Origin of the sequence: Cohnella algarum (assembly GCF_016937515.1) — a bacterium.
GTDB lineage: Bacteria > Bacillota > Bacilli > Paenibacillales > Paenibacillaceae > Cohnella > Cohnella algarum.
Genome location: NZ_JAFHKM010000002.1, coordinates 4,286,595 through 4,301,598, shown reverse-complemented (window position 1 = coordinate 4,301,598; position 15,004 = coordinate 4,286,595). Strand labels below are relative to the sequence as shown.

At 61.1% G+C, this 15,004-nt stretch carries 15 protein-coding genes; all 15 read right to left on the bottom strand.

The window, feature by feature from the left end:
• Positions 1 to 19 precede the first annotated feature (19 nt).
• The gene (gene glyS, locus JW799_RS19250; RefSeq protein ID WP_205431221.1) at positions 20 to 2,107 is read right to left on the bottom strand and encodes a glycine--tRNA ligase subunit beta; all 2,088 of its coding nucleotides are present in this window, start codon (positions 2,105 to 2,107) and stop codon (positions 20 to 22) included.
• Positions 2,100 to 2,987 (bottom strand): glycine--tRNA ligase subunit alpha, encoded by an 888-nt coding sequence (glyQ, locus tag JW799_RS19245; protein WP_080840520.1) that lies wholly within the window; start codon positions 2,985 to 2,987, stop codon positions 2,100 to 2,102. Before glyQ ends, glyS begins: the two co-directional genes overlap by 8 nt.
• A gap of 361 nt (positions 2,988 to 3,348) precedes the next feature.
• Positions 3,349 to 4,110 (bottom strand): DNA repair protein RecO, encoded by a 762-nt coding sequence (gene recO, locus JW799_RS19240; protein ID WP_080841048.1) that lies wholly within the window; start codon positions 4,108 to 4,110, stop codon positions 3,349 to 3,351.
• Between the two features lie 99 nt (positions 4,111 to 4,209).
• Positions 4,210 to 4,371: a YqzL family protein gene (locus JW799_RS29735; protein WP_205431220.1), complete on the bottom strand. Its 162-nt coding sequence runs from the start codon at positions 4,369 to 4,371 to the stop codon at positions 4,210 to 4,212.
• Positions 4,372 to 4,487: 116 nt separating this feature from the next.
• Entirely contained in the window at positions 4,488 to 5,384 is an 897-nt protein-coding gene (era, locus tag JW799_RS19230; RefSeq protein ID WP_205431219.1) for a GTPase Era, read from the bottom strand.
• A gap of 20 nt (positions 5,385 to 5,404) precedes the next feature.
• A complete protein-coding gene (gene cdd / locus JW799_RS19225; protein WP_080840523.1) occupies positions 5,405 to 5,815 on the bottom strand; it encodes a cytidine deaminase in 411 nt (136 codons plus the stop codon).
• Positions 5,816 to 5,860: 45 nt separating this feature from the next.
• Entirely contained in the window at positions 5,861 to 6,235 is a 375-nt protein-coding gene (locus JW799_RS19220; RefSeq protein WP_080840524.1) for a diacylglycerol kinase family protein, read from the bottom strand.
• Positions 6,232 to 6,774 (bottom strand): rRNA maturation RNase YbeY, encoded by a 543-nt coding sequence (gene ybeY, locus JW799_RS19215; RefSeq protein ID WP_080840525.1) that lies wholly within the window; start codon positions 6,772 to 6,774, stop codon positions 6,232 to 6,234. The genes JW799_RS19220 and ybeY overlap by 4 nt, the downstream gene beginning before the upstream one ends.
• Before the next feature lie 5 nt (positions 6,775 to 6,779).
• The gene (locus tag JW799_RS19210; RefSeq protein WP_080840526.1) at positions 6,780 to 9,041 is read right to left on the bottom strand and encodes an HD family phosphohydrolase; all 2,262 of its coding nucleotides are present in this window, start codon (positions 9,039 to 9,041) and stop codon (positions 6,780 to 6,782) included.
• Between the two features lie 24 nt (positions 9,042 to 9,065).
• Positions 9,066 to 9,998 carry a PhoH family protein gene (locus JW799_RS19205; protein WP_080841050.1) on the bottom strand — a complete coding sequence of 311 codons (933 nt, stop codon included), beginning with the start codon at positions 9,996 to 9,998 and terminating at the stop codon, positions 9,066 to 9,068.
• A 58-nt stretch (positions 9,999 to 10,056) separates the two neighbouring features.
• A complete protein-coding gene (gene yqfD, locus JW799_RS19200) occupies positions 10,057 to 11,247 on the bottom strand; it encodes a sporulation protein YqfD (RefSeq protein WP_080840527.1) in 1,191 nt (396 codons plus the stop codon).
• Positions 11,248 to 11,351: 104 nt separating this feature from the next.
• On the bottom strand, positions 11,352 to 11,660 hold the full coding sequence (gene yqfC / locus JW799_RS19195; RefSeq protein ID WP_205431213.1) for a sporulation protein YqfC: 309 nt from the start codon (positions 11,658 to 11,660) through the stop codon (positions 11,352 to 11,354).
• A gap of 122 nt (positions 11,661 to 11,782) precedes the next feature.
• The gene (locus tag JW799_RS19190) at positions 11,783 to 12,106 is read right to left on the bottom strand and encodes a hypothetical protein (RefSeq protein WP_080840529.1); all 324 of its coding nucleotides are present in this window, start codon (positions 12,104 to 12,106) and stop codon (positions 11,783 to 11,785) included.
• A gap of 163 nt (positions 12,107 to 12,269) precedes the next feature.
• Complete coding sequence (locus tag JW799_RS19185; RefSeq protein WP_176220915.1) at positions 12,270 to 14,141, bottom strand: heparinase II/III domain-containing protein; 1,872 nt, start codon at positions 14,139 to 14,141, stop codon at positions 12,270 to 12,272.
• 296 nt (positions 14,142 to 14,437) lie between these two features.
• Complete coding sequence (locus tag JW799_RS19180; protein ID WP_205431208.1) at positions 14,438 to 15,004, bottom strand: hypothetical protein; 567 nt, start codon at positions 15,002 to 15,004, stop codon at positions 14,438 to 14,440.

Genomic DNA, 15,004 nt, shown 5'->3' with positions numbered 1-15,004 from the left:
CATTCCTCCCCCGAATATTTTAGCCCGCCAGCTTGCCGAAATCCGCGAACGTTCGAATATCGTCCGCGATCGCGGCGAGCAGCGATAGCCGGTTGCGCCGGACCGCCTCGTCCTCGGCCATGACCATAACCGCTTCGAAAAACGCCCCGACCGGCTCGGCAAGCGAAGCGAGCGCCTCCAGCGCCGCATCCAGCTTGCCTTCGATCGTCGACTTGACAAATCGGCCGTGCGCCGTTTGCCACGCTTCGTACAGCGCGCCTTCGGCCGGGTCGGCGAACAGGTTCGCGTCGATTAGCCGGCTGTCGTCCGCCTTGGCGGCCAGATTGCCGACGCGGTTGAACGCCTCGACGGCCGGGCGGAACGCTTCCTTGCCCGCGGCGTCTCCCGTTGCCGCCTGCAGCGCCCGCGCCCGCAAAATCGTGCGGCGCACGTCGTCGCAGCCCGCGCCCAGCACCGCGTCGACGACATCGTAGCGGATGCTTTGCTCGGTCAGCACGTTTTTGACGCGGAGCGCGAAAAACTCGTTCAGATCGCGCAAAATCTCGTACGCTTCGCGCTTCAGCTCGCGCTCTTCGTGGACGCTCAAAGCCAGTTGGAACAGCTCCGGCAGCGGAAGCTCCAGCTCATGGGCGAGCAGCGTGGAAACGACGCCCGCCGCTTGCCGGCGCAGCGCGTACGGATCCTGCGAGCCGGTCGGCACGATGCCGATCGAGAAGCAGCCGACGATCGTGTCGATCTTATCGGCAATGCCGACGATCGCCCCGACGAGCGAAGCCGGGGGCGTGTCCCCCGCATTGCGCGGCGAGTAATGCTCGTTGATCGCCTTGGCGACGGCTTCCCGCTCGCCGGCTTTGCGGGCGTAGTCTTCGCCCATGATGCCCTGAAGCTCCGGGAACTCGTAAACCATTTGCGTGACGAGGTCGAATTTGCAAATGTCGGCCGTCCGGCTGACGTCCGCCCGCGTCTGGCCGTCCGCGCGAAGCCGTTCTGCCAGGCGATCGGCGATCGCGCGCGTCCGCGCGACTTTGTCCGCGACGGTCCCCAGTTCCTCGTGATAAACGATATTTTCCAGCTTGGCGAGAAAAGCCGGGATCTGGACTTTTTGATCCTCTTCGTAGAAAAACTTCGCGTCCGACAGGCGGGCGCGCAGCACCTTCTCGTTGCCCTTCGCCACCGTGTTCAGCGAAAGCGCGTCGCCGTTGCGCACCGTGACGAAGTGAGGCAGCAGCTTGCCGCTCTCGTCCAGCACCGGGAAATAACGCTGGTGCTCCCGCATCGACGTGATGAGCACTTCTTGCGGAATGTTCAAAAACGATGGATCGAACGAGCCGGACAGCACCTGCGGCGTTTCGACCAGGAAAAGCACTTCCTCCAGCAGATCTTCCTTCACGGCGATCTGCCAGCCGTTTTTGTCCGCGAGCTCCCGGATGCCGGCTTCGATCGCCCGCTGCCGCTCCGCGATATCTGCGATGACATGCTGTTCGCGCAGCTTGTCCGCGTATTGCTTCGGCTCGGCGATCGCGGCATCCCCGCCCAGGAACCGGTGGCCGCGCGTCACGTTGCCGCTCGCGACGCCCGCGATTTCGAACGGAACGACTTCCGAACCGTACAGGGCGACCAGCCAGCGAATCGGCCGGACGTAGCGGAGCTCGTGATCTCCCCAGCGCATGTTTTTCGGAAAGCTCAGCGAGACCGCGAGCTGCGGCAGCGCTTCGGGAAGAAGGTCCGCCGTCGCGAGCCCGAGGCTCGATTTATTCGCGTACACGTACTCGACGCCGCCCAGTTCCTTGAAGTACAGCGCGTCGGGCTCGACGCCCTGGCTGCGGGCGAAGCCGAGCGCGGCTTTCGTCCAGGCCCCGTCTTCGCCCACCGCGATTTTGCGGGCCGGCCCCTTTACTTCCTCGCTTACGTCGGATTGTTTTTCGTCCAAGGCTTCGACCAGCACCGCCAGGCGCCGCGGCGTCGCGTAAGCGCGAACCGGCCCGTGCGCAATCCGGCTGTCCGCGAGCCATTTTTCCGTCTTGTCCTTCAACTGATCGATCGCGCCGCGCATGAAGCGAGCCGGCACTTCCTCGAGCCCGATTTCGAGCAGCAAATCTTTAGCCATTCGCTTCCACCCCTTTCTTCAGCAGCGGGAAGCCGAGCCGTTCGCGCTCCTGAAGGAACGTCGCGGCCACTTGGCGCGCCAGATTGCGCACGCGCGAAATGTAGCCGGTCCGCTCCGTCACGCTGATCGCCCCGCGGGCGTCCAGCAGGTTGAACGTATGCGAGCATTTAAGCACGTAATCGTAAGCCGGGAAAACGAGATTTTGTTCCATCGCCCGGTTCGCTTCCGCCTCGTACGTCGAAAAAAGCTGAAACAGCATCGCGACGTCCGACACTTCGAACGTATATTTGGAATGCTCGTACTCCGGATGCTTGAACACGTCGCCGTACGAGACGCCGTCCACCCATTCAAGGTCGAATACGTTTTCCTTGTCCTGGATATAGGACGCCAGCCGCTCCATTCCGTACGTAATTTCCACGGCGACCGGATGGCAGTCGATGCCCCCGACCTGCTGGAAATACGTAAACTGGGTCACTTCCATGCCGTCGAGCCAAACTTCCCAGCCGAGCCCCCAGGCGCCCAGCGTCGGCGATTCCCAGTTGTCCTCGACGAAGCGGATGTCGTGATGACGCGGATCGATGCCCAGCCGCGCGAGGCTCTCCAGGTACAGCTCCTGAATGTTGTCCGGAGACGGCTTCATAATGACCTGAAACTGATGGTGCTGGTACAGGCGGTTCGGGTTTTCCCCGTAACGGCCGTCCGCCGGCCGGCGCGACGGTTCGACGTACGCGACGTTCCATGGCTCCGGTCCGATGGCGCGCAGGAAGGTCATCGGATTCATCGTGCCCGCTCCCTTCTCCACGTCGTAAGGCTGCACGACGATGCAGTTCTGCTCCGCCCAAAACTGCTGAAGCGTCAGCGTCATTTGCTGAAAATTCATGTTTCGTTCTCGCTCCTTTGTCACGATCGATGTCGGATTGCAGAGGAGAGGGAAGAATGGGACGCAAAAAGCCCCCGTCCTTACGTCCGCCTCCGCAGACGTAGGGACGGGAGCGTCATTCCCGCGGTTCCACCCTACTTGGCTTCGATTCGGCACGCGCATCATCCGCGCGCGAGGCCGTGTCGCAAGCCCGCTCTTTGCCCGTTGGCCGCCTCTCCGGAGCGCCCTGTTCGCCGATTCGTCGCGCCGGGCTTCCACCCTTCCCGGCTCGCTGATAGGTTGCGACGGCAACCGGTTACTTTCTCCTTCGTCGAGAGCAATTCCAATGATGATTCATTTTACACAATCGGGCGGGGTTCTGTCAAACGTCCGGCAGATCCCCGCTGATGCGCTCCCACTGGTCGAGAAAATGACGGGATTTCAGCTTGATGCCGAGATGATGGTCCATCCAGAGCCGCATCGCCTGCGCGAGCTGCCGTTTCGGGCGCTCGCTCACGTCGACGTTGCCGAGCCGCCGAAGATCGAGCGCGGCGAACAGCTTGAGCAGCTTCCAGGCCGTCTCGTCCAAATCCGTCCCGCCCGGGTCGCGATTCCGGCACGCAAAGCAAAGCACGCCGCCGGCCGCGGGGCTTAGCCGGAACGGTCCTTCCGGACGCCCGCAATGGGCGCATTCGTCCGTCTGCGGAGCGTATCCGGCGATTTGCACGATTTTCATTTCGAACGCCCGAATGACGATTTGCGGATCCTTTCCCTGCGCCAGCGCCTCGAAGCATGCTTTCAGCTGGTGGAACAAATAACTTCCCGCGTCTTCTTCCCCGACGGCCCGGTCGCACAGCTCCGCGGCATAAGCGGCGTATGCGGCCAAATTCAAATCCTCCCGCAGCGGCCGGAACGGCTCGATCAATTCGCCGCTGCTGAGCGTGCCGAGCTGTCCGGTTTTAAAGTATGAAAAATCGCCGTACGTAAACGGCTGCGCCAGCGAAGCATGCCGGCTTTTCGGCTTTCGCGCCCCGCGCACGACGACGCCCTGCTTCCCGTGCGAAGCCGTCAGCAGCGTAATGATTTTGTTGCCTTCCCCATAATCCGTGCCTCTGATGACGATGCCTTCCACCCGGTACAGCAATGGCTCCTCCCCCGTCCTTAAAACCGTCGAGCGGCTTCCCGCTCCCCATCGCCGGGGCGCAAGAAGCCGCTCGCTTCGAAACCGCATGGCAAGTGACGGCTAGCCTAACGGCTCCGCTCCGAGTACGACATTTCCGTCCTCGGGCAGGGACGGCGGCTCCAGGTCGTGTTCGTCCCTTCCAAGCTTGTCCATCTCCTTATACAGCAAGTAGGCCTCGATATCGCCGGTCTGTGTAAATACGTGCCACGTGAAATTCCGCACCGCGCACTCATCCTCCCCCGACGGAAATGACTTGCTTCCACCGTTAGGATGCCACTTCGCCGCCGGGGTATGCCTGACAACTTTTTGATTCCGGGCGCGTTCGGACCCGGGGCGGATCACTCTTTGCGAAATCCCAGCGTATGCAGCACCGATTCGCGGTTGCGCCAGTCTTCCTTGACTTTGACCCACAGTTCGAGAAAGATTTTCGATCCGAGCAGCCGCTCCATGTCGAGCCGCGCCTGCTTGCCGACTTCCTTCAGCAGCGCCCCGTTTTTCCCGATGACGATGCCTTTTTGGGACGGGCGCTCGACGTAGATGACCGCGCCGATGTTGACGACCCCGTTGTCCCCGGTGCCCATGCTTTCGATTTCGACCGCGATCGAATGCGGAATTTCCTCCCGGGTGAGCTGCAAAATTTTCTCGCGGATGAGCTCGGCGCAAACGAACTGCTCGGGATGATCCGTTACCTGGTCGGCCGGGTAATACATCGGACCTTCGGACAAATACTTGGACAACTGCTCGAGCAACGTGCCGACGTTATTGCCCTGGAGCGCCGACACCGGGACGATTTCGGCGAACGAATGCAGGCCGGAATACGTTTCGATAATCGGAAGCAGCGCCTCCGGATGCACCTTGTCGATCTTGTTCAACACGAGGAAGACGGGGGTGTCCACCTTTTTGAGCCGTTCGATGATGAAGCGGTCCCCGCCGCCGAGCTCCTCGCTGACATCGGTCAGAAACAGCACCGCGTCGACTTCCGCCAGCGCGCTTTCCGCAGCCTTCATCATATAATCGCCCAGCTTCGATTTGGGCTTGTGGATGCCCGGCGTGTCCAGAAACACGATCTGAACGTCATCGGTCGTGTAGACGCCGTGAATTTTGTTGCGGGTCGTTTGAGGCTTGTCCGACATGATCGCGATTTTTTGCCCGATGACCTGGTTCATCAGCGTCGACTTGCCGACGTTCGGCCTGCCGACGATCGCGACGAAGCCCGACTTGAACCCTTTCTTCATGGAGATTCCTTCTTTCCTCTCTAGTCGCCGATGGAAAAAGCGCCCGGCAGCAGCTCCGCCACCGTGGCCACGCGGATATCGCCTTTCAAATTGCCCATGACGACCGGCGTATCGGGAGAACAGAGCTCGGACAGCACTTGCCGGCAGACGCCGCAAGGCGTGATCGGTTCGGCCGTGTCGCCGATCACGGCGATCGCCGCAAACGAACCCGGCGCGTGGCCGTCGGCCACCGCCCGGAAAAGCGCGGTCCGCTCGGCGCAGTTCGTCGGGCCGTAGGCGGCGTTTTCGACGTTGCAGCCGTAGTGCGCGCGGCCGTCCTTGTCGAGCAGCGCGGCGCCGACCCGAAAACGCGAATAGGGCGCGTATGCGCGAAGCCTCGCTTCGGCGGCCGCTTCAAGCAGCTTCTCCTTTGTCCAACCGTTCCATTCCATCTTCTTACGCTCCCTTGTCGGCGCTATTATGTATAATTCTCCTCGTCACGATCCGAAAACCGCCAGCCATAACGGCGGCCCGAGCACGATCAGCCCGACCGCGGCGGCGAACAGCGACGCGACGAGAACGGCGCCGGACGCCGCGTCTTTCGCGGCTTTCGCCAGCTCGTGGCGCTCCGGCGACGCAAGGTCCACCGTCCGTTCGATCGCGGTGTTGAACAGCTCCGCCGTCCAGACGGCCGCGACCGCGGCGAGCAGCCAGAGCCAGTCCCCGCCGGGCAGCCTTAGCAGCGCCGCCGCGGCGAACGCGGCGATGCCCGCCCCGAAATGAAACCTCATATGGGGCTCGGTCCGGAGCGCATGGGCGATGCCGGCCAGCGCGTTGCGAAACGAGGAAAGCTCCGACTGTTTTCGGCTCAACGGGTCAGCCCCGCTTTCGCCAGCGCCGCTTCCTGCTTGGCGAACATTTCTTTTTCCTCCGCTTCGTCGCCATGGTCGTAACCGAGCAGATGCAGAAAGCCGTGCACGAACAGAAATCCGAGCTCCCGCTCCGGACTGTGCCCGTACTCTTCCGCCTGCGCGTACATGCGCGGCACGGAGATGACGATGTCGCCGAGCAGTTCCGCGAACGGATCGTAATCGTCCGGAGCTTCGCTTCCCGCCGGCTCCTCCTCCCCGTCGATTTCCACCGTTTCGTAATCGTCGTCGTAACGAATGGCCGGTTCCGCCGTCTCCCGCATCGGAAAGCTCAGCACGTCGGTCGGTTTGTCCAAACCTCTATACTCCCGGTTAAGCTCCCGGATGCCTTCCTCGTCCGTAAGGGTGAGCGTCACGACTCCGTCCTCGACGCCTTCCGTCTCCGCCGCGATTTTCATCAGCCTGTCGAGCAGCTCCCGCCACTTGTCGTCGAAAACCGCGCCTTCTTCCCTCTCGTCCACCCATTCCAGCGTCAGTGCCATGCCGCTTACTCCTTTGCTTCCTTGCGATTTTTAAGCGCTTTGTCGTCCGGATACTCGATCCGCGAATGGAACATGCCGATGACCGTTTCTTTGAGCGTTTCGGCGATTTTGTCCATTTCCTTCAGCGTCAGATCGCATTCGTTGAATTGGTCGTCGTCCAGCCGGTCCTTGATAATTTTGCGGATCAGCGTTTCGACTTGCTCGACCGTCGGATGGTTCAGCGAGCGCACCGCCGCCTCGACGCTGTCCGCGATGCCGACGATCGCCGCCTCCTTCGATTGCGCTTTCGGACCCGGATACCGAAAATCGTCTTCCGTCCACTGGTTCTCCGTGCCCTGTTCCTCCGCCTGCTTGACCGCCTTGTAGTAGAAAAACTTCAAAAAGCTCGTGCCGTGATGCTGCTCCGCGATGTCGCGAATCGGCTTGGGCAGCTTGTGCTGCTTGAGCATTTCGGCGCCGTCGCGAGCGTGCGCGATGATGATGGAGGCGCTCACCTTCGGGTCGAGCTTGTCGTGCGGATTGACGCCTCCGTTTTGATTTTCGATAAAATAGGACGGTCTTTTCGTTTTGCCGACGTCGTGATAAAACGAGCCGACCCGGCACAACAGCCCGTTCGCGCCGACCGCTTCGGCCGCCGCCTCCGACAAGTTGCCGACCATCAGGCTGTGATGGTACGTGCCCGGCGTTTCGGTAAGCAGCTTGCGGAGCAGCGGATGGTTCGGATTGGACAGTTCGACCAGCTTGAGCGCGGACAAAATGCCGAACGTCATTTCGAAAAACGGCATCAGCCCGATGACCAGGACGGCGGTCAGCAGGCCGCTGGCAAACATGAAGCCGACCGATTGGATCAGCAGCAGCCGGTCGGGATTCGATTCGACGAGCATGAGCGCGAAGACCGCGATCGAGCCGAACAGGCTGACCATGATGCCCGCCTTCAATATCGACGACCGTTGGCTGGCCCGGTGAATCGCCAGCACCGACGTGAACGAAACGACCGCCGCCACGAACCCGTAACGGAAATCGAAAACATCCCCGCTGCCGACGTTCATGATGATGCTGGAAATGACCGTGAACATCAGGGCGCTGACGAGGCCCAAATGCATGTCGAGCAGCAGCGTGACGAGCATCGTGCCGAGGGCGACGGGGGCCAGATAGCCGACGTAGGGCCAGTCGTCGCTGCGCGCCAGCGCCACCAGATGCATGAGCAGCAAGTTCAGCGCGAAAATGAGCAGCAGCATGAGCCAATGCGTATTCGTTCGCTTGAGCGACGGCGCGGAAGGCGAGGCGGAAGCCGCGGTCAGCTCCACATAGCCGTAAATCGCCAGCACGAACAGCAAGGAAAGCAGAAGCACGCCGAGCTGAGGCCAATACGTCCGCTGCTCCTTCAGCAGCCCCATGCTGTCCAGGCGATCGTACAGCTCCTCGGTAATGACCGTGCCCGCCTTGACGATCACGTCGCCTTGCTTGATGACGACTTGCGGCGTGTTTTGCCTCGCTTCCGCCTTGGCGCTTTCCGTCGCTTCCTGGTCGTAAAACCGGTTGGCGGTTATAACGAAACGCGCCAGCTCCTGCAGCGTCTCCCGCTGCGTCCGCTGCTCGAGCGTGCTCGTATTGATCATCTCCGCCACCTGGGCGCGGGCCGTCTCCGCGTCCCGCAGCGATTCTGCCGTCAGCTTGCGCACGATTTCCCGGCCGACGACGCGCATTTCGGAGATTTGCTCGCTGGTCAGCCTGGGCAGCTTGTAGTACGTTTCTTCCGGGATGATGTACACCTGGATTTCGACGACCCGCTTCATTTCCGCGAGCAGGCTTTCCGAATACGCCGTCCCCGTATTGTTCCGCGTGAACTGCTCGATGTATTGATCGAGCCGGCCCGGAATTTCCCCGCGGTAAATTTCCACCTTGTTATCCGTCGTTACCTGGTCGTCCTGGTTCAATTGGTCGATCCGGAGCAAAATTTCGTCGAGCAGGGTCTCGTTGTGAATCGCGACGGTCGTGTAGACGGAGCCGACTTTTTCGGCGGCTTCTTCCTGTGCCCGGAGCGTCGCGTTCTGATCCACTTCCTGATAGGGAGCCTTGATGTCGTGCTCGCTTCTGGCCCCGAGCGTAATATCGTACGTTTCCGGCACGAGCCGCGAGGATAAGCTGAAATAAAAAAGCAACACAAACGCGAGCAGCAAAATAGCGCGCACTGCTCCGCTGTGCTTCCAGCCCGACGTATAGAAGGATAGCGTTTCTCCCGCCGGGCCGCTTCGTTTCCGGTTCATCCGGCGTTCCCTCCTTTACGGCGTTTATTGTTGCTGCTGTTCTTGTTCCTTGTTGTAGGCCGCAATGATCTTCTGGACAAGCGCGTGGCGCACGACGTCCTGCTCCGAAAAAAAGACGATGGCGATATCGTCGATGCCCGCCAAAATGCGCTGCGCTTCGATCAGGCCGGATTTTTTGCCTTTGGGCAAGTCGATCTGCGTGGCGTCGCCCGTAATGACCATCCGGGAACCGAAGCCGAGCCGCGTCAAAAACATTTTCATCTGTTCGGGCGTCGTATTTTGCGCTTCGTCCAGGATGACGAACGAATCGTCGAGCGTGCGTCCGCGCATATAGGCGAGCGGGGCGATTTCGATCAAGCCGCGTTCGAGCGCCTTCGCCACGCCTTCCGGCCCGAGCACGTCGTTGAGCGCGTCGTACAGCGGGCGCAAATACGGGTCCACCTTCTCCTGCAGATCGCCGGGAAGGAAGCCGAGATTTTCCCCCGCTTCGACCGCCGGACGGGTGAGCAAAATCCGTTTGACGCGCCCTTGCTTGAGCGCGGCTACGGCCGATACGACCGCGAGGTACGTTTTGCCCGTTCCGGCCGGTCCGATGCCGAACACGATGTCCTTTTTGCGGATCATCGTGACGTAATGCCGCTGTCCGAGCGTCTTCGGCACGATCGGCTTGCCGCGGAACGTCAAGGCGATCTCTCCCTTGAACAAGGAGAGCAATTCGTCCGCCTTTCCCGCTTTGGCAAGATCGAGGGCATACCGCACGTCCCTCTCTCCGATTTGCAGGCCGCTGCGGATCAGCTCGAGCAGCGTTTCGAACAGCTGCTGCAGCGTACGGGCCTCGTCCGGCTCGCCTTCCAGCACGATTTCCGCCTCCCGGGAGTGGATGACCGCCCGGGTCTCTTCCTGAATCAGGCGCAAAAACTTATCCTGCGGACCGAATAGCGCGAAGCCCTCCGACATGTTGCGGAGAGGAATTGCGATCACTTGGTTCTTTTCCGACAAAAAGCCTCATTCCCTCTCAGTTCGGCGTTTGAATGATTGGACGTTCGAGCGCGATCGATTGTTCGATTTCAAAAAGTACATTCAACACCACTTTACCATTGTCCGTATGTTCATGCAAAAGTTTTTCCGCCTTGATGACCGCTCCCCGGCCGGCTGCGGCAAGCGCTTGCTCCCTTGCCTGCGCGAGTCCCGCTTCCTTCGCCTGTTCCGGCGTCAGCTTTTCCGCGACGAGACCCGTTTCCTTTTCCCTCTCCGTCAGTTTGCCCAACGGCAGCGCCCAGTTTCCGATCTCCACCCGTCTCAGCTCCCCGACCGTCACGGAACTGTCGAAAGAAGGCAGGCCGTAACCGGAAATTTGCAGCGCCCGATTGCCGATGACGATGTACGAGCGGTCGCGGTACTCGCCGGTCAGCGTCTTCGCTTGGCGTTCCAGCGGGGAAACGATTTTATATTCGTGCCACACGAGGCCGCGTACTTCGCCTTTCGACACGACCGCCTTCGTCCGTTCGCCTTCGCCGAGAATGCCGGAAATGAGCACGTCCCCTTTGCGCACGCGCTCGTTCGCCTTCACCTTCGGGCGCCCGTTTTCGGCGACGATTTTCGTGATGACCGCATCGGCAGAGGCGACGAGATCGCGCGGACTTTCGGGCTCTTTTTTCTCCGGCTTGGCGGATTCGACGATCGTGATCGACACCTTGGTCCCGACCTTGTCCACGCCGACCCAGGCCGCATCCGGCAGCCGGCTCGCCAGGCGCTTGGCAAGCTCGGAGGAGTCTTTGAGCCGAAACGACCACTGTAAAGGATGCAGCCCTTCCTGGCGCGCAGCTTCGAGCACCGTCTCCTCCGCGATCGTTCCGTTTCCTTCCACCTGCACGTCCCACACGAGGGCGGACAAAACGAACAGGGCGGCGACGAAGCCCGCCATGCCGACGGCAAACGTTTTGCGCCGCGACAGCCTTGCCATTTGAAACGGCACGCCGCGCCGCTGAACGATCCGCGTGCGGCATCCGCTGCTTTTCAAAAGCGGCTTCAAGCGAAAAAAATCGGGAACGGCGACCCGACAAGCCAGCCTCCCGTCTTTCGTATACGCGATATCCCACAGCTGCAGCCCGGATGCCGTCGCCTCGTTAAGAAACCGCTCGGCGTCGCCGCCGGCCAGCTCGATTTTGACGTTCCCCCGCAAGTTATGGATCCAGCTTCCCTTCATCGCCGATCATCCCCCTCTATGCTTGTCCCATCTAGGCAAACGGGAGCAAGCTGCCGCCCGGAAAAAGCCGTTCGCGGCCGTTCCCGGGCGTTTGCGTTTGTCGATTAACCCGAAGGATTCGAACCGGAGCCCGTCCCGGACCGCAGCAGAATGCCGGTAATCGTCCCTTCCACGAATACTTCCTCGGTCCCGATGGCCCGAATGACCAGGTCGTTTCCGGTGATCTCCAGCTCCCCCCGCTCCATGGCCAAACGAAGCGAACCAGGTGAGAAATGGAGGACGCCGCGATGATTTTCCACCGTAAGCTGCAGCCCGCCGATCATCGTCACTCTCGGCAAGTCGAGAACGACATCCTGAGGCAGGTCCAGGATGCGAGCGGTCCATCTGCGCAGCTTGCGCCCGACTCGTGGCATGGAGCGCCCCCCCTCCCGTTCGGTACAACATATGCGAGGGAGCCGCCTTTTATGAAGCGGACGATAAAGGACGTTGCCATTCGAAAACGGGCGATCCGGCAAAATCACGAACTCTTGCTCCGTTAGCCATCGGAGGGCGATTCCTGATGTTCCAAAAAAGCTTGTGCCGCGTTCCGAAGCTTTCTCCAAACTCCACGGTCGATAGGAAAACCATCATTGCGCCAAACATGAAGAAGGGATGACGAAGGACTCGGCGAATCTTGGATGGATTTTATCCAACCAAAATCGGCTTTTTCGCGAAACATTTCGGCTTCGTTGGATTTTGTCCAATCGGGCACGGCTTTTTTTGTGTTTTCACCCGAATTCCATGTTCTTCGTTGGATAAAATCCACTCTAGACCCCGGCTTCCCCGTTATCCGCTCTCTTGATTGGACAAAATCCAACATAGGCTCCCTCCGCCTTCATACCGCTTGGGCGGCCCCCTCCTTGTCCCCTCATTCTCAACAAAACGATTTCGTACGGTGAAGAACTTAAACTTTCTATATGCAAAAAAAAGTCCGCGGCATTCGCGGACTTTCCTGCAATCACGCGGGGAGCGCCGGCCTTCCGTTACGTCAGCGCGCAGCAAACCATCGTAAATCGGCATGCGAACGATAGCGGCAGCCTTTCTCCGCGCAACGCCGTCCGGTACACGCGGACCGGGCTCGCATCATGCCGGCGCGTCTCCAGAACTTCGATCTCGGGCCGCAGCAAGGCCGGCTCGAACTGCATGGCGACGATTCCCCGTTCGCCCTTCCAGACGATCGTTCCGTCGGAAACGGCGGGTTCCGCGTAACTGATGAAATGTTCCGTCACGCGGCGATCCGTTTCCTCCGCCCCGTTCGCAAACAAAAACGAATCCGTCAGCGTCAGGCTGGCCGTACGCTCCGCTTCCCGGCATTCCCAGACGAACGTTCGGCGAAACGCTTCGAGCTTTGCTTCCGCGCCGTAAGCTTGGGTCAAATCCAGCTCGAATATCGTCTTTTCCTCCTCTTCTCCGGGCTCTCCTTCCGTTTCCCTGCGGACGACAACGGCGCGAAACGCTTCCCCCGCCTCCTGCTCGCAGCCGCCTATGACCGGCACGGAGTGTCCGGACGAAGCGTTGTGCAAATAACGATACCGGCCGGGGCCGAAATAATCCCGCGTATAGACGCCGGGGCCGAGATCGACCAGCAGCGTTTCTCCCGCCGCATGGACCAGAAAATGCCCAAGGTCGTTATGATTGTGGGGTTCTCCGTTATGCCCGCCCTTGGCGGAAAAAGCGAAAAGTCCGCGCGAGGTCCGCCGTTTGTCGACCAGCCATTCCGTGCTGGGAAAATAAAAGGTTCCGACGCCGCCCTCCCGGCCCATGCAGCCGGGACGCGTCCACAGCAGGTTGCGGACCTGGTGCGGCCAACGGTAACAATGATCCGAATGAAAGGACGGCACGTCCTTCATTTCCGGGGCGGCGATGCCGAGACGGGCGCTGAGCCTGCTGGCCAATCCCGTGTGGGAGACGTAAACCGGACTGCAATCCGAATAGTTGACGCAGGTCGGGGCCGTTAGAACGACAGCGCCGGGAAATTCGGCGATTCGCCGGATTTTTTCGCCGTTCAGGACATCGACGGCACCGCCGGTGTAGGCGTACAGCATTTCCGCCCAATAGACGAAATAGCCGAAGCCGTAATTCCAATAGCCGAGCCCCTCCGGACAGCAGCCGTCCTCCCCGTAGCCGGTGAGAAAGCTTTCCATCGCGGTCGCGACCCGATCCTGCATCGCGGCCAGCCGTTCCTTGTCGTCGATCAGCAGCAGCGCCGCCATGCCGACCGCCCCGCCGCAGACGGCCGACCAGTTGTTGGTCATGGAAAACCAGAAAAAGTAGCTTTCGCTTTCGAATACCGGACGAAAAATCCGCTTTTCCGTTTCCTGCCGGATCCGTTCGCGAATCCAGGGATGGAGCCGGTCACCGATCAGATACAGCGTCTCGGCCAGCGCGTGCGCCGTCTCGGCGGCGAACAGATCGACCATGAACGGCGACGGCAGCGGACAACCGCCCGTCTCGTCCCGTTCGTAGGCCAAATGCGCCGGCACCGCCCAGCTGTACTCGCCGCAAATTTCCCAGATCAGCTCTTCAAGCGGCTCGACGCAGGCGGAGTCCTCGTCAAGCAGCAGCTTAAGCGTCAGCGCCAGCAGCCGCCCCCTCCGCTCGAAATAGGGCGTTTCGAACTCCTTGCGCGTACCCTCCGCGTGGAACTTGCCGAATCGGGCAAACGGCAATGCCGGAATGGGCTCCGTTTTCGCCCGCCCCGCTTCCTCGCGAATTTCGGCCAACAAACCGGCCAGATGAGGCGCTTGCCGCAGCGCCTGGCGATCGGCCTGCGAAAGCGGACCGCCGGCCAGATCCCCCGGCCGCTCCTTTACCGCCAGAATCGCGGCGCGCATCCGATGAAAAGCCGGAATCATATCCATACCCTCTCCTATCCGGGCCTGCGCCCGCCAATGAAAATGATGAAAGCTTCCTTCTTAGACCCGAACCTTTCGGGCAAAATGACCTGCCTGAATTCGATTCAATCGAATTTCGGCGGACGCTCGCATCCTAACGATAGCGCAAAGGCAGCCGGGTGCGGTACTGTAAAAATGCAGGATTCCTGTATCCCGCAATCGCATCGCCCCTGGCACTATCCCTAGACGCGAATAAAGGCGGCGCAGGGGATCTTCTCCTCTGCGCCGCCTTTTTCGCGTGAGTGCCTCCATCGGGATCAGCGGCGATAAGCTTTTCGCGATCGGGGCTGGCCGAGTATTTCCGACCAGACGATCGCGCGTTTGAGCTCTTCGCGCGACAGCTCCGGCCTGTTTCCCGGGACGCCCTCTTGCCGCTGTGCCATGGAAGCGCTCGCGGCGGCTTTTAGCGCGGCGGCGGCCGGCCGGTCGCGAAGGACTTCCTTCGCGGGCAGCGCGTCGCTTATCGCGGCGGGCTCGGCTTGCCGCTCCGGCGCGCGAGGCGCCTCGGAAGCCGCCGGAAACGCCGCCGGCTGCCGCGGCGGCTCGGCCGGGACAGCCGCAGGCGCCCGCTCGAGCGGCGGCGCAGGCGGCGGCCGGTGCCCGGCCGTCTCCTCGCGCGCTTGCCTAGGCGGCTGCTGCGGCTGAGGACGCGGCCGGGGCGGCTGCATCTGCCGCGGACGCCCGCTCCCGCCGCCGAAATCGGGCATCCGGCCCGGCGGATTTTTCTCGAGCGGCGATTTCCGGAAAAACATCGCGTAAATGATCCCGACGACGATCACGATGAAATGAATATTGTTGAAAACGAAGTCGATCAGCCGATCCAT

What these genes read in the sequence shown, in the direction of transcription:
- yqfD (WP_080840527.1), bottom strand. Translation starts at nt 11,247, where the DNA reads ATGAAGGGAAGCTGGATCCATAACTTGCGGGGGAACGTCAAAATCGAG.
- yqfC (WP_205431213.1), bottom strand. Translation starts at nt 11,660, where the DNA reads ATGCCACGAGTCGGGCGCAAGCTGCGCAGATGGACCGCTCGCATCCTG.
- JW799_RS19210 (WP_080840526.1), bottom strand. Translation starts at nt 9,041, where the DNA reads ATGAACCGGAAACGAAGCGGCCCGGCGGGAGAAACGCTATCCTTCTAT.
- JW799_RS19180 (WP_205431208.1), bottom strand. Translation starts at nt 15,004, where the DNA reads ATGGATCGGCTGATCGACTTCGTTTTCAACAATATTCATTTCATCGTG.
- cdd (WP_080840523.1), bottom strand. Translation starts at nt 5,815, where the DNA reads ATGGAATGGAACGGTTGGACAAAGGAGAAGCTGCTTGAAGCGGCCGCC.
- glyS (WP_205431221.1), bottom strand. Translation starts at nt 2,107, where the DNA reads ATGGCTAAAGATTTGCTGCTCGAAATCGGGCTCGAGGAAGTGCCGGCT.
- JW799_RS19185 (WP_176220915.1), bottom strand. Translation starts at nt 14,141, where the DNA reads ATGATTCCGGCTTTTCATCGGATGCGCGCCGCGATTCTGGCGGTAAAG.
- ybeY (WP_080840525.1), bottom strand. Translation starts at nt 6,774, where the DNA reads ATGGCACTGACGCTGGAATGGGTGGACGAGAGGGAAGAAGGCGCGGTT.
- JW799_RS19205 (WP_080841050.1), bottom strand. Translation starts at nt 9,998, where the DNA reads ATGTCGGAGGGCTTCGCGCTATTCGGTCCGCAGGATAAGTTTTTGCGC.
- glyQ (WP_080840520.1), bottom strand. Translation starts at nt 2,987, where the DNA reads ATGAATTTTCAGCAAATGACGCTGACGCTTCAGCAGTTTTGGGCGGAG.
- JW799_RS19190 (WP_080840529.1), bottom strand. Translation starts at nt 12,106, where the DNA reads ATGTTGGATTTTGTCCAATCAAGAGAGCGGATAACGGGGAAGCCGGGG.
- era (WP_205431219.1), bottom strand. Translation starts at nt 5,384, where the DNA reads ATGAAGAAAGGGTTCAAGTCGGGCTTCGTCGCGATCGTCGGCAGGCCG.